The following is a 13475-nucleotide window of genomic DNA, read 5'->3' as shown; positions in this document are numbered from 1 at the left end:
AAACAAGCCAACTACCCCCAGAACAGGACGTTCGCCTCTGCCGGGCCTGTCCCGGGCCGCGTTACGTTTCCCGCCGAGCAGTTCGGTCGAGTTCGGGGGAGCACCAGTGCCGATGCACGGGGGAGACGTGCCCGCACACCAGCGGGGACGTCCTCAGCGCCTGCCCGACGACCCGACCCCCTATACGGGGCGGCACGTCGGGTGCGAGCAGCGCGCCGCCTGGTTGCTGGCCAGCTCCCGGATCCTGCACCCCGACCCGGCGGTGCGGTCGCGCACCTGGTTCGTCGAGGCGCTGCGGGCCCGGGACGTGCCGGCCGACCCGCCCCGCATCTCGCGGTGGGAGTCAGGCGCCCACCCGGCACAGCCGCACGTCATCGCGGCGTACGAGGACATCCTGGGGGTGCGTCCCGGCACCATCAGCGCGGTCACGGTCGGCATGCGCCGCGCCTTCGGCACCCACGTCCCGGCCCGCGACCAGGTGGTGCGCGACGACAGCAGGGACCTCGAGACTCTGCTCGACGAGGTGCAGTCGGGCCGGGGCAGCGCGCTCTCCTGGGAGCGGGTGGCCGGCTCGCTGACGCGGCACGGCCGGGTCTTCCTGCGCCGCAGCGAGTGGGACGACCTCGCGCACCGGCTCGTCGACGAGCTCGGCCGGTCGGTCGGCCTCGGCTACGTCGGCCGCTTCGAGGCGGCCGTGGTCCTGCTGCGTCACCCGTCGTCGAGCGGACCGCTGTCGCGGGCCCTGGGCAGCTACGTGATGGACCCCGACGCGCAGGTCCTGGGCCCCGTGCTGAACCTGCTCGCGGAGCGGGGGGAGAAGCACACGAGCGAGCTGGTGCTGCGCCTGCTGGGCTCCGATCGCGTCCCGCTGCGCCGGGCCGCCGCGTCGGTGGCCGCCGACAAGGTCCGCCGCGGGCACTTCGACCTCCACCTGCTGCCGGCGCTGGAGGAGCACGCACGGCTGAGGCTGCACCACGAGGATGCGCTCGACGGCGGCCTCGACGCGCTCGACCTCGCCACCCAGCTCCCGACCGGCCCCTACAGCCGGATCGTGGACTCGATCGGCGGCTGCGCGTCCAGCTGCAGCGGGCCCGGACCCACCACGAGCTGGTCCCGCGACCCCAGGCGGTTCGTGTGGTCGGCGAGATGGCGTCCCGCGTGCAGGTGGAGGCCACCGGCACCGACCGCGGGGAGCCCGACCTCATGCTGCGCCGGCTGCTGCGTGAGGCGCTGCTGCACTCGCACAAGCCGCGGCGCCACCACGCCGCCGTGCTGCTCGGCGCCAGCCCCTACGGCGACGCCGTCGCCCACGCGTGCCAGGAGCTCACGGGCGCCTCCAACCACTTCCTCGCCGCGCGCGCCTGGACCGTGCTGATGCGCGTGGGCCACGGCGGCGAGCGCTCCGAGCTGGCGGAGCGGGCGCTCACCGAGGACCGCCCGGCGCTGCGCGGCCGGGCCCTGGTCAACCTCGGCCTCGACCCCGAGCCGGTCTCGCGCGACGAGGCCCGGGCGATCGTGGCGGGGTTGGAGGCCGAGTGCGAGGACGTCCCGGTGCGGCACGGCGCGATGTTCGCGCTCGGCATGTCCGGCGCCGAGGAGCTCGACGGCCTGCTCCACCACCGCTGCGACGCCGTACGGCGCGGCTCCCGGTGGTGGCTCGACACCGGCCCCGCGATCCACGACCGCCCGCCGGCGCCCGCGCCTCGGGGCTGACCGCCCCGGACGTGCCGGAAGGCGCCACTCGGGAGCGGCGCCTTCGTGACGGGCGGTCCGGACCGTTCCCGCGCAGCGGCGGCAAGAACAGTCCGGACCGCGTCTGCGGGCGGGGACCCGTCATCCCCGGGGAGACGGAGAGGAAGAAGACCTCCTCCCGTCCTGCGGGGGTCCCGGGGCGGTGAACCGCCCCGGGACCCTCGTGGCTGTTGCGTCAGAAGGTCAGCGAACCGACTTCTTGTTGCTCGTGGCCTTCTTGGTGGTGTCGGTCGCGGAGACCTTGGCAACGTACTTCGTCTTGTCGTTGCCGTTCTTGTCGTTCACCGTGAACTGCTTGTTGCCCTTGCCGTTCAGGGTCGAGGTCTTCAGCAGCTTCTTGCTGCCGTCAGCCTTGACCTTGTACAGCTTCACGGTGGCACCAGCAGCGGACTTCGGCCCGTCGACGGTGAGGACGTCGTCCTTGCCGCCGTTGTCCTTGCCCTTGAGCTGGACCTCGATGGTCTTCTTCACCCACGTGATGGGGGCGGAGTCGGTCATCGTCGTCGGGTAGGTGTCGGTGGGGTCACCAGCATCGTCGACGACCGTCTTCTGCTGCTGCATCTCGGCGGTCAGCACCTGCGTGGCCGGGGCGTCGGAGAAGGCGACGATGCCCGGGGTCGAGGTGGTGAAGTCCGACAGGGTCTGGTCGAAGTCCTCGTCGGTGTCGAAGTCCGCCACCGTCGAGTCGTCGCTGATCCGGGCGAACTGGTCACCGACCACGTTGCCGTACTGGTCGTGGGCCCAGAGGTTGAACTCCAGGTCCTTGCCCACCGTGACCTTGCCCGTCGGCTCGCCGTCCGCGCGGTCGAGAGCGATCTCGGGCGTGTTGATCGGGTCGCGGGCGTCCAGGTCGAGCGTGACGGTCTTGGTCACGTCACCGGCCTTGACGGTCACGGTCATCTGCGAGAGGCCGTCGGCGTCGAAGCCGGGGTCCCGCTCGATCGCGGCCACGGCGCCGGCCTCGGCGTCGTCACCGGTCGAGGTCTGCACCTCGGTGCCGAGGTTCTCGAAGAAGCCCCAGAGGTCGCCGGCCGCGTCGTGGCCGTCGGCCAGGACCAGGTCGCCCGCCGACTCGGCGTTGGGCGACAGGAAGCCCTTGTCGACCGAGACGGTGACCGGGAAGTCCTGCAGCTCGTCGGGATCGGTCCCGGCGTCCGGCCCGTCAGCACCGAAGACGGTGATGTCGAGGTCGGCGGGACGACCCGGACCGTACTGTCCACCACCCTCGGTGTACAGCGCGTCGGTGTCGACCGTGATGTCGGTCGCCTCGGGCTGCACGATGAAGTGGATCGCCAGGTCCTGCTCGGCATTCGCCGGCTGGTTGGCATCGGTCGGGTCGTTCGGACCGAGGTCACCCTGGAGCGACGTGCCGTCACCCTTGCCCTCGTAGGCCAGCGCGTTGAGCGTGCCGTCTTCCGGGGTGGGGGTCACGTTCGGCGGCACGGCCGGGTCCTTCAGCGCGACGGAGAAGTCACCGTCCGCGTCCGTGATCACGGTCGCGTGGGTGGCGTCGATACGGGTGACGCCGGCCGGCTGCGAGGCCTGCGGCGCGAACGCCGAGTCCGCGTCCGGGCTGTAGGTGAGGTGCACCTCGCGGCCACCCAGGCCACCGCCGTCGTTGGCCAGGTTGGCGTTGACGGTGAAGCTGCCGTTGACCGGAGCGTTGGCGGAGGCGTCCTCCTGGTAGGAGATCTCCGACTCGGAGGCCGCGAAGGTCTCGGGCACGGCGTTCTTCAGGCCGGCACCGCCGACGTTCGGACGACGCGCCTCCAGGGTGTAGTCACCCTCGGGGAGCTGACCGCCCGCCATCGCGTCGGTCGGAGCCGGGACGTCGAACTCGCCGTCGGCGTTGGTCTCGCCGCCGAACCACGCCGTGGTGGTCGTGGCGCCGGCGCCGCTCGGGTCGAAGACCCAGCGGTACTCGACGTCGTTGCCGGCGAGGTCCTCGTTGAGCCCGTTGCCGCGCTGGTCGAGGGTGACGACCGTGAAGTCGTCGCCGTCGCTCAGCTCGTCGATGTCGACGTTGGAGCGGCCCCAGTTGTTGACGATGTCGACCTTGTCGAGCACCGGGGTGTAGCTGGTGACGGTGAAGGTCGTCGCCTTGTCGACGGCGGACTGGTACTCGTCGTTGTCCGTGGTGTTCACGAAGTAGGTGTAGGTACCGGAGCTCGGCGACGGCACGTCGGCGACGATCTCGCCGTTGCCGTCGGTGTAGCCCACGATGGTGTCGGGACCGTCGGTGTCGGGACCAGCGCCGTCGGTGTCGAGGTCGGCCAGGCCGACCTCCGCACCCGCCACCGGCTTGCCGGTGGTGTCCTTGACGGTCAGCGTCGTCGACGTGGCCGCGTCGTTCGCCACCTCGACGGAACTCGGCGTCGCCGTGATCGAGCCGATCTCCTGCACGTACAGCGTGGAGCCCTCGGCGTCGTGCGACTGGTTGGTGTAGGAGCCGAAGACGACCTGGTTGACCTCTGCACCCGCGGAGTACGGGTAGCCGGTGATGTCGAGGACCGCGTCCCACGAGTCCGCGCCGGTCTGGGCGTGCTCGGTGGCGTTGACACCGGGGAAGGCAGGATGGCCGTCGCTCATGTTCCAGGTGGCGAACACGTCACCGCCGTCGGACACCGTGCCCCGGATGCCGACGTAGTCGCCGTCGTGGCCGGTGTAGGGCGCCTGGAAGACACCGAGGTTGCCCTCGGAGGACATCTCCACGGCATCGCTGGCGTCCGGCACGAAGGGGATGGCGACCTGCGCGGTGTCACCACCGGGGCCTCCGACCGCACGCACGTGGGTCAGGTTCGCCGGCGGGTTGGCCCACTCGGCGCCGAAGACGCCGTCGGCGTTGCGCGCCACGGGCGAGCCGATGTCGGTCCAGGTCGTACCGGAGTCGGTGGAGTACTGGAACACGACCGAGGTCACGTCGCTGCCGGCACTGGCCAGGAGGGACGCGGTCGTGTTCTGCCCGTCGTCCTTGATCGAGACGCAGCAGCCGTACGGGGTGTACAGCACGACCTGGTCCGATCCGAGCGAGGTGTCGATCTGGTCCGCGAGTGGCGTAGCCGACGCGGACGTGGCGAGGAACGGAGCCCCCACCACTGCGAGCGCGGAGACGGCTACTGCCGCCAACCCACGCTTCATGCCGCTGCTCTTCATTGATGATTCCTTCCGGATGGTGATCCGGCCGAGTAACCCCCGACCGACTGGTGGCCCTCGGGCCATCGTCTGGACGCATGCGGGGGCGGTCCCATCAGGCATGGACAGATCCCCCGTGTGTGCCTGGGGTGACGTTAGGTTGCGCCGATCTTGAGGTGCCGAGATGTTGCAGGACGCAGAAATGCGCGCAACTTCGAAGCGGCCGCCGCGGTCAGCCGGTCAGATGCAGATGGACGCGCGCGGACTGGTCTAGTCTGGGCGGAGGTCGATTCGTGCTCGGGGGGGACGAACGTACACATGCAAGTTCACGGGGGAATGGCGCCCACGAGGAGGCGCGGGCGTCCACAGCGCCTGCCCGAGGACCCGACGCCCTACGCGAGTCGGCACGTGGGGTGCGACCAGCGGGCCGCCTGGCTGCTGGCGACCTCGCGGTTGATGCACCCCGACCAGGAGCTCGTCGCGCGCGCCCGGTTCGTCGAGGAGCTGCGCGCCCGCGGGATCCCGGCCGACCCCACCCGCATCTCGCGCTGGGAGTCCGGCTCGCACCCCGTGCAGCCGCAGGTCAGCGCGGCGTACGAGCAGATCCTGGGGCTCAGCGCGGGCTCCCTGAGTGCGGTGACGGTCGGCATGCGGCGCGCCTTCGGAAGCCAGGTGGTGCTCCGTGAGCAGGTCCCGATCGACGACAGCGGCGATCTCGAGTCGCTGCTGGACGAGGTCACGAGCGAGCGCCCGACGGGAGTGGCCTGGCAGCGCATGGCCACCACCCTGACACGGCACGGCCGGGTCTTCCTGCGCCACGGCGAGTGGGAGGAGCTCGCGACCCGCCTGGTCGACGAGCTCGCCCGGGCCGTCGGCATCAGCTACGTGCGACGCTTCGAGGCGGCCGTGACCCTGCTGCGGCACCCCTCGTCCAGCAGCCCGATGTCGCGGGCCCTGGGCACCTACGTCATCGACCCCGACGCCCAGGTGCTGGCGCCGGTGCTCAACCTGCTGTGCGAGGTCTACGAGCAGCAGGCCAGCGACCTCGTGCTCCGGCTGCTCCACACCGAGCGGATGCCGCTGCGGCGGGCAGCCGCCTCCGTGGCGGCGGACAAGCTGCGACGCGGTCACTTCGGGCCGTCGTCACTGGCGCTCCTGGAGGAGCACGCCTGCCACCGGCTCCGCCACGAGGACCCGCTCGAGGGGGGCCTCGACGCCCTTGACCTGGCGACCCAGCTGCCCGCGGCGTCGTTCACCACGGTGCTGGAGTCGATCGGCGATCGGCGGGTGCGCGCCCAGCTCCAGGGCGCTCGGGCCACCAGCGAGCTCGTGGCGGCGCCCCAAGCAGCCCGTGTGGTCGCCGAAGCCGTGGCCTGCATCCAGGCCGACGCGACCGGTGAGAACGCGGAGCCCGACCCGATGCTGCGCCGCCTGGTGCGCGAGGCGCTGCTGCACCCCCACAAGCCCCGCCGCCATCACGCCGCCGTGCTGCTCGGCGCCAGCCCCTACCGGCACGCCGTCTCACGCGCATGCCACACCATGACAGGGGGGGACAACTCCTTCCTCGCCGCGCGCGCCTGGACGGTGCTCATGCGCGTCGGGCACGCCGGCCGCCGCTCCGAGATCGCACTGCGTGCGCTGAGCGAAGGACGCCCCGCGTTGCGCGGCCGGGCCCTGGTCAACCTCGGACTCAACCCTGAACCCATCTCACCCGGCGAGGCCCGGGCGATCATCGCCGGTCTGCGGGCCGAGGCCGAGCAGGTGCCGGTGCGGCACGGCGCGCTCTTCGCGCTCGGCATGTCCGGAGCCGAGGAGCTCACGACACTCGTCGACCACGGCTCCGACGCCGTGCGACGAGGCTCGCGGTGGTGGGTCGCGCACGGGCCGGCGATCCACGACCACGTGCTGGCACCGGCCGCGGCACAGCGGACGAGCTAGCGCGGCTGCCGGGCCAGCTGCCGGCTCTGGGCGACCAGGCGGCCGGCGCTGTCCCAGACCTCGCAGTCCTCCTCGAACATGCCCCCGGCGAGGTTGCGGGTGGCGTGGTGCACCCGGAGCCAGCCCGGAGCGGGCACCGCCCGCACGTGCGCGGTCAGCTCGAGCGTCGGCGCCCAGCCGGGCATCCCGAGGTCGAAGGTGACCGGCGGCAGCGCGTCGACCACCATCAGCAACGACAGGGGGTCGGGGTCGCGGCCGTCGGCCAGCCGGAACCAGGCCCGCAGGTGGCCGTTCCCGCTCGGCTCCCCCACCGCCCAGCCGATCGAGGCCGGGTCGAAGCGCATGTCGAAGCGCTGGAGCAGCGGCGCCGCAGCGAGCACCTCGGGCGGCGCCATGCTGCTGGGCACGCACTCCTCCGGTGGGGGCATGCTCGGCTCCTCGGCGGTGGTGCGCACGTCGCTCGGCAGCGCCGCCAGGTCGCCGTACGTCGCGAGGGCGGTGAGCCGCGCCGAGCCGTCCTGCGCGAGGTCGGCAGCCATGGTCGCGATGCTGCCGCCGTCGCGCAGCACCCGCGTGGTCACCGTGGCCCGCCCCGGCAGGGAGGCCGACAGGTAGTAGGCGCTGACCACGATCGGGTCCGGCCGCTGCGGCCGCGTGCGGCGCAGCGCGTTGCCGACCACCGCGAGGAGGTAGCCGCCGTTCACGCCGCCGCCGACGACCCACCCCGGCGCGAGGTCGAGCGCGAAGCGTCCCTCCCCCGCGGCGTCGAGACGGATGTCGCGGTCGAACTCGGGCTCGGCAGGGGCTTCGGGCACCTCGGCAGCCTACGGACACGAATCCGGCGAAGTCCCCGTGATCCGGCTCACCACGCGCCACAATGTTCCGGGGGAAATCCGAAGGCAGACAGCGCGATGGGAACCGGCTCCGGCCGGTGGAACGGGGTGACATGCCCGGGAGGCCGCCCGTAGCGCCGCACCGCCGCCTCGCGGTGTGGCGCTGGCTGTGGCGCGCCGTCGTGGTCACGGGCTTCGTGGCAGCGGTGCTCGTGCACGTCTACCGACCCTCCGACCTCGCGGTGGCCATCGCCTTCATCGGCATCGAGGCGGGAGCGGCCCTCGTCGCCTGGGGCAACGGCTTCCGCGCCCCGCGCGAGCAGCGCCTGCCGAACATGCTCGTCGCAGCCGGCCTGACCTCGAACGTGCTCGGAGAGCTGGCCTGGTACACCCTGATCAACGGCAACGCCGAGACCGACGTGTCGCTCGCCGACGTCGGCTGGCTGGTCGCCTACGTCTTCCTCGGCGGCGCACTGGTGGTCACCCTGTGGCGCTCGCGCGAGCCCGGCAGCAGGTACGACGTCGACTCGGTCATCGACGCGCTGACGATCGTCACGGTCAGCGTGCTGATCCTCTGGAACCTCTCCATCGACGCGATCGCCGGCGACCCCTCGCTGTCGCCCGGGGTGAAGGTGGTCTGGTCGATCTACCCGATCGCCGACGCGCTGCTGCTCGCCCTAGTGATCCGGCTGCTGACCAACCGGCGGGCGCGGGCCGCGACGGACAAGTGGTTCGCCGTCGGTGTGATCAGCTGGCTGGTCGCCGACCTCGGCTTCCTCACCCTCCCGCTCAACGACCCCAACGAGGCCTGGGAGAACACCCTCTGGATGCTCGGCGCGATCCTGATGGCGCGCCCCTTCCGCCCCGCGCAGGTCGACCTCGCCCAGGACGCCGAGTCGGAGGAGCACGAGTCCGAGCTGGTCACGCTGCTGATCGCGATCCTGCCGCTGCTGGTGCCGCCGATGCTGGTGCTGGTCGACGTGTGGACAGGCCGCGGCGTGCAGCCGGGCCAGCTCGCGGTCGGCATGACGATCCTGGCGGTGCTGGCCTTCGTGCGCACCGCACGCCTGCTGCGCTCCGAGCGCGAGGCGCGACGCAGCCTCGCCGCCGCCCGGGACGCGGCCCTGGCCGGGTCGCGCGCCAAGTCGGCCTTCCTGGCGACCATGAGCCACGAGATCCGCACGCCGATGAACGGCGTCATCGGGCTGACCGGCCTCCTGCTCAGGACCGACCTCGACCCCCGGCAGCAGCAGTACGCCGAGGGGGTGCGCGGCGCGGGCGAGGCGCTGCTCACGCTCATCAACGACATCCTCGACTTCTCCAAGGTCGAGGCCGGCAAGCTCGAGCTCGAGATCGTGGACTTCAGCCCGGTGCAGGTGGTCGAGGAGGCCGCCGAGCTCGTGGCGGACACCGCGCAGAACAAGGGCCTCGAGCTGCTCGCCTACTGCTCGCCCGAGCTGCCCGAGATGCTGCGCGGTGACCCTGCCCGGCTGCGGCAGGTGCTGCTCAACCTGACCGCCAACGCGATCAAGTTCACCGAGTCCGGGGAGGTCGTGCTGCGTGCCTCCGTCGAGGGCCCGGCACCCGACGGCGCCGGGGTCGTCGCCCGCTTCGAGGTGACCGACACCGGGGTCGGCATCGAGGCCGCGGACTCCGCCCGGCTCTTCGAGGCCTTCTCACAGGCCGACTCCTCCACCACGCGGCGCTACGGCGGCACCGGTCTCGGGCTGGCGATCTGCCGACAGCTGGTCGGGGCCATGGGCGGCGAGCTCGGCGTCGAGAGCACGCCCGGTCAGGGCAGCACGTTCTGGTTCTCGCTGCCCCTCGAGCCCGCGCAGCACCCGGCCCCGACCAGCTACCGCAGTGCCGACCTCACCGGGGTGCGGGTGCTGGCGGTGGACGACAACGCGACCAACCGGCTGGTGCTCACCGAGCAGCTCGGCGCGTGGGGTGTCGAGGTCGACGCGGTCGAGGACGGCGAGACCGCGCTGGCGCGCCTCACCGCGCAGGCCGCCGCCGGCACGCCGTACAACCTGGCCGTGCTCGACATGTGCATGCCCGGCATGGACGGTCTCGAGCTGTCCCGGAGGATGCGCGCCCTGCCCGACGTGCCGTCCACGCCTGCCGTGCTGCTGACCTCGAGCCCCGAGGTCACCCCGACCGAGGCCCGCGCCGCGGGGATCTCCTCGACGCTCACCAAGCCGGTGCACCTCAACCACCTGCACGCGGCCCTGCAGGACGTGCTCCGCACCAAGGCCGCCGCCGATCGCGAGGCAGCCCGGGCCGCGGCAGTCGCCTCCGCGCCGCAGGGCGGCCCCTCCCGCGGTCACGTCCTCGTCGTGGAGGACAGCCCCACCAATCAGATGGTCGCCGTCGGGATGCTCGAGCACCTCGGCTACACCACCGAGGTCGCCGGGAACGGGCTCGAGGCCCTGGCGGCCGTCCGGCGGTCGGCCTTCGACGCGATCCTCATGGACTGCCGGATGCCGGAGATGGACGGCTACCAGGCCACCGGAGAGATCCGCCGGCTCGGCGGCGACGTGCAGCACGTGCCCGTGATCGCGCTGACCGCCGGTGCGATCGAGGGCGACATGGAGCGCTGCCTCGCGGCCGGCATGAACGACTACGTCGCCAAGCCGGTCTCGCTGAAGGCGCTCGACGCCGCCCTCGAGCGCTGGGTGCCGGCCCCGGCCCACTGAACATCCCCGCAGGTGCGGGACGAGCAGGATGACATGACCGCACTTGCGGACGTAAACTGTCCAATGTGCCGCACCTGAGGATCCGTGATGCAGCCGCCCTGCTCGGCGTCAGCGACGACACCGTGCGCCGGTGGATCGACCACGGCGACCTCACCGCGGCGACCGACGAGGCCGGGCGCAAGGTGGTCGACGGCCTCGAGCTCGCCCGGCTCGCGCGCGAGCAGGCGCGCAGCGCGCCGGACCCGCTGGGGGTCGCCAGCTCGGCCCGCAACCGCTTCGTCGGCCTGGTCACCGACATCCGCCAGGACAAGGTCATGGCCCAGGTCGAGCTCCAGTGCGGGCCGCACCGCGTGGTCTCGCTGATGAGCAGCGAGGCCGTGGACGACCTCGGCCTCGAGCTCGGCTCCGTCGCGGTCGCCGTCGTGAAGTCCACCACCGTGATCGTCGAGACCCCCCAGGGAGAGTCGTGACCCGCCTGCTGGCCGGCGGCCTCGCCGCCCTGCTCGTCGTACCGCTGGCCGCGTGCTCGTCCGACGGCAGCAGCGACTCCGGTGCGGCGGGGAAGACGATCACGGTGTACGCCGCGTCGTCGCTCACCGGCGCCTTCACCGAGCTCGGCACGCAGTTCGAGGAGAACCACCCCGGGGTGACCGTGACCTTCAACTTCGCCGGCTCCAGCGACCTCGTCGCCCAGGTCCAGCAGGGCGCGCCGGCCGACGTCCTCGCCACGGCCGACCAGGCGAACATGGACAGGGCGACGGGCGACGACCTCGTCGACGGCGACCCGGTGCCGTTCGCGACCAACACCCTCGAGATCGCGGTGCCGCCGGACAACCCCGCCGACGTGCAGGGGCTCGACGACCTGGCCTCCTCCGACGTCACGGTCGTGCTCTGCGCGCCCGAGGTGCCCTGCGGAGCCGCCGCGGTCGAGGTCGAGAAGAACGCCGGGATCGACATCAGGCCGGTGAGCGAGGAGCAGTCGGTGACCGACGTGCTCGGCAAGGTGTCCTCGGGCGAGGCCGACGCCGGGCTGGTCTACGTCACCGACGTGGAGGCCGCCGGGGACGACGTGACCGGCATCGAGGTGCCCGACGACGTCAACGTGGTCAACAGCTACCCCGTGGCGGTGCTGGACGGCAGCGAGCAGAAGGACCTGGCCGACCAGTTCCTGGAGCTCGTCGCGGGGGCCGACGGGCAGGCGGTGCTCGCCGACTTCGGCTTCGGACCGCCCCCGGGCTCGTGACCGCGGCAGCCCGCCGCGCCACCACCGTCGGGCTCCCCCGGTGGGTGGTCCTGCCGGCCGCCCTCGGCGCGCTGTTCATCGTGCTGCCGCTGGTCGCGATGATCATGCGGGTCGACTGGGCGGACTTCCCGTCGCTGGTGACCTCGCCCTCGGCGCGGGAGGCGCTGCTGCTCAGCCTGCGCACCTCGCTCGCCGCGACCGTCCTGTGCGTCGTGCTCGGCGTCCCGATGGCCCTCGTGCTGGCGCGGACGAGCTTCCCCGGCCAGGGCGTGCTGCGCTCGCTGGTGCTGCTGCCGCTGGTCCTCCCTCCGGTCGTGGGCGGCATCGCCCTGCTCTACACCTTCGGCCGGCGCGGGCTGCTCGGCGAGGAGCTCGACGTGCTCGGCCTCCAGGTCGCCTTCTCGACGACCGCCGTGGTGATGGCCCAGACGTTCGTGGCCCTGCCCTTCCTCGTCGTCTCGCTCGAGGGCGCGCTGCGCACGGCCGGTGACCGCTACGAAGCGGTCGCGGCGACGCTCGGGGCCCGCCCCACCACCGTGTTCCGCCGGGTGACCCTGCCGCTGGTGCTGCCCGGCCTCGCCTCGGGCGCCGTGCTCTCGTTCGCGCGGGCGCTGGGGGAGTTCGGCGCCACCATCACCTTCGCCGGTAGCCTCGAGGGCGTCACGCGCACGCTGCCGCTGCAGATCTACCTCCAGCGGGAGACCGACCCCGACGCGGCCGTGGCGCTGTCGCTGGTCCTGGTCGCGGTGGCGGTGCTCGTGATCGGGCTCGCCCGGGGCGGGCGGACGGCCTCGTGACCCTGCACGTCGAGGCGGCGCTCACCGACCGCGACGTCGAGGTCGCCCTCGACGTCGCCGACGGCGAGGTGGTCGCCGTCCTGGGGCCCAACGGCGCCGGCAAGTCCACCCTGCTGTCGGTCGTGGCAGGCCTGCTGCGTCCCGACCGGGGCCGGGTGGTGCTCGACGGCCGGGTGCTCTTCGACGACTCCGGCGCCTGGGTGGCTCCCCACGACCGTGGGGTCGCGCTGCTCGCCCAGGACGCCCTGCTCTTCCCCCACCTCAACGCCCGCGACAACGTCGCCTTCGGCCCGCGCAGCGCCGGGCGCGGGCGCGCCGAGGCGCGGCGTGCCGCCGAGCACTGGCTCGCCGAGGTCGACGCCGCCGACCTCGGGGACCGGCGTCCCCCGGAGCTCTCGGGCGGCCAGGCCCAGCGGGTGGCGCTGGCGCGGGCGCTCGCGGTCGAGCCGACGCTGCTGCTGCTCGACGAGCCCATGGCCGCCCTCGACGTGGCGGTCGCCCCGGCGTTGCGCCAGGTGCTGCGCCGGGTGCTGGCGGGCCGCTCGGCCGTGCTGGTGACCCACGACGTGCTCGACCCCCTGCTGCTCGCCGACCGGGTGGTGGTGCTCGAGGACGGCCGGGTGGCCGAGCAGGGCCCCACGAGCGAGGTGCTGGCCCGGCCGCGCAGCCGCTTCGCGGCCCGGATCGCCGGGCTGAACATGGTGCGCGGCCGGCTGCACGGCACCGCCGTCACCGCCGCCGACGGCCTCGCCGTCGAGGGTCGGGTCGAGGAACCCGGGGCGCCCTCGGGCGACGCGGTCGCCGTCTTCAGCCCGAGCGCGGTCGCGGTCTTCCCCCGACCCCCGGGAGGCAGCCCGCGCAACGTGCTCGAGGTGACGGTGACCGAGCTCGAGCCCCTCGGCGACCGGGTGCGGGTCCGCACGCGCGAGCAGGTCAGCGCCGACGTCACCCCCTCGGCGGTCGCCGACCTGGCCCTTGCCCCCGGGCAGCGGGTCTGCTTCGTGGTGAAGGCGAGCGAGGTCGCGGTCTACCGGGTGTGACTCCGGACGGGACCAACGGCTCTCCACGGAGGATTCCCGCT

The 13475-nt window shown here is 72.7% G+C and carries 10 protein-coding genes; 8 read left to right on the top strand and 2 right to left on the bottom strand.

Annotation, left to right across the window (positions count from 1 at the left end; all coding sequences use genetic code 11):
- Positions 1-127: 127 nt before the first annotated feature.
- Both ACFPGP_RS12060 and ACFPGP_RS12055 read left to right on the top strand, forming a co-directional pair.
- Entirely contained in the window at positions 128-1375 is a 1248-nt protein-coding gene (locus ACFPGP_RS12060; RefSeq protein ID WP_378590413.1) for a hypothetical protein, read from the top strand.
- Entirely contained in the window at positions 1270-1713 is a 444-nt protein-coding gene (locus ACFPGP_RS12055) for a hypothetical protein (protein ID WP_378590411.1), read from the top strand. The genes ACFPGP_RS12060 and ACFPGP_RS12055 overlap by 106 nt, the downstream gene beginning before the upstream one ends.
- 222 nt (positions 1714-1935) lie before the next feature.
- Here the strand turns inward: ACFPGP_RS12055 and ACFPGP_RS12050 are convergent, their stop codons facing one another.
- The gene (locus ACFPGP_RS12050) at positions 1936-4905 is read right to left on the bottom strand and encodes a hypothetical protein (protein ID WP_378590409.1); all 2970 of its coding nucleotides are present in this window, start codon (positions 4903-4905) and stop codon (positions 1936-1938) included.
- A gap of 387 nt (positions 4906-5292) precedes the next feature.
- Between ACFPGP_RS12050 and ACFPGP_RS12045 the strand changes: the two genes are divergently transcribed.
- Positions 5293-6822, top strand: coding sequence for a hypothetical protein (locus ACFPGP_RS12045; protein ID WP_378590408.1), 1530 nt, complete (start codon positions 5293-5295; stop codon positions 6820-6822).
- Here ACFPGP_RS12045 and ACFPGP_RS12040 read toward each other — a convergent pair.
- Complete coding sequence (locus ACFPGP_RS12040; RefSeq protein ID WP_378590406.1) at positions 6819-7637, bottom strand: thioesterase family protein; 819 nt, start codon at positions 7635-7637, stop codon at positions 6819-6821. The genes ACFPGP_RS12045 and ACFPGP_RS12040 overlap by 4 nt on opposite strands.
- Positions 7638-7768: 131 nt before the next feature.
- Here ACFPGP_RS12040 and ACFPGP_RS12035 point away from each other — a divergent pair, with 131 nt between their 5' ends.
- The 5 genes from ACFPGP_RS12035 to ACFPGP_RS12015 all read left to right on the top strand — a co-directional run bounded on the left by ACFPGP_RS12035 (position 7769) and on the right by ACFPGP_RS12015 (position 13434).
- On the top strand, positions 7769-10354 hold the full coding sequence (locus ACFPGP_RS12035; RefSeq protein WP_378590404.1) for a hybrid sensor histidine kinase/response regulator: 2586 nt from the start codon (positions 7769-7771) through the stop codon (positions 10352-10354).
- Positions 10355-10419: 65 nt separating this feature from the next.
- Entirely contained in the window at positions 10420-10824 is a 405-nt protein-coding gene (locus ACFPGP_RS12030) for a TOBE domain-containing protein (protein ID WP_378590402.1), read from the top strand.
- On the top strand, positions 10821-11597 hold the full coding sequence (gene modA / locus ACFPGP_RS12025; protein ID WP_378590400.1) for a molybdate ABC transporter substrate-binding protein: 777 nt from the start codon (positions 10821-10823) through the stop codon (positions 11595-11597). The genes ACFPGP_RS12030 and modA overlap by 4 nt, the downstream gene beginning before the upstream one ends.
- Positions 11594-12394, top strand: coding sequence for an ABC transporter permease (locus tag ACFPGP_RS12020; RefSeq protein WP_378590398.1), 801 nt, complete (start codon positions 11594-11596; stop codon positions 12392-12394). The genes modA and ACFPGP_RS12020 overlap by 4 nt, the downstream gene beginning before the upstream one ends.
- The gene (locus ACFPGP_RS12015; protein ID WP_378590396.1) at positions 12391-13434 is read left to right on the top strand and encodes a sulfate/molybdate ABC transporter ATP-binding protein; all 1044 of its coding nucleotides are present in this window, start codon (positions 12391-12393) and stop codon (positions 13432-13434) included. Before ACFPGP_RS12020 ends, ACFPGP_RS12015 begins: the two co-directional genes overlap by 4 nt.
- The last annotated feature ends 41 nt before the right edge of the window (positions 13435-13475 follow it).

The organism is Nocardioides taihuensis, assembly GCF_042657275.1.
GTDB classification, from domain to species: domain Bacteria; phylum Actinomycetota; class Actinomycetes; order Propionibacteriales; family Nocardioidaceae; genus Nocardioides; species Nocardioides taihuensis.
The sequence above is the reverse complement of the archived record's forward strand: the minus strand, read 5'-3'. Positions and strand labels throughout refer to the sequence as shown.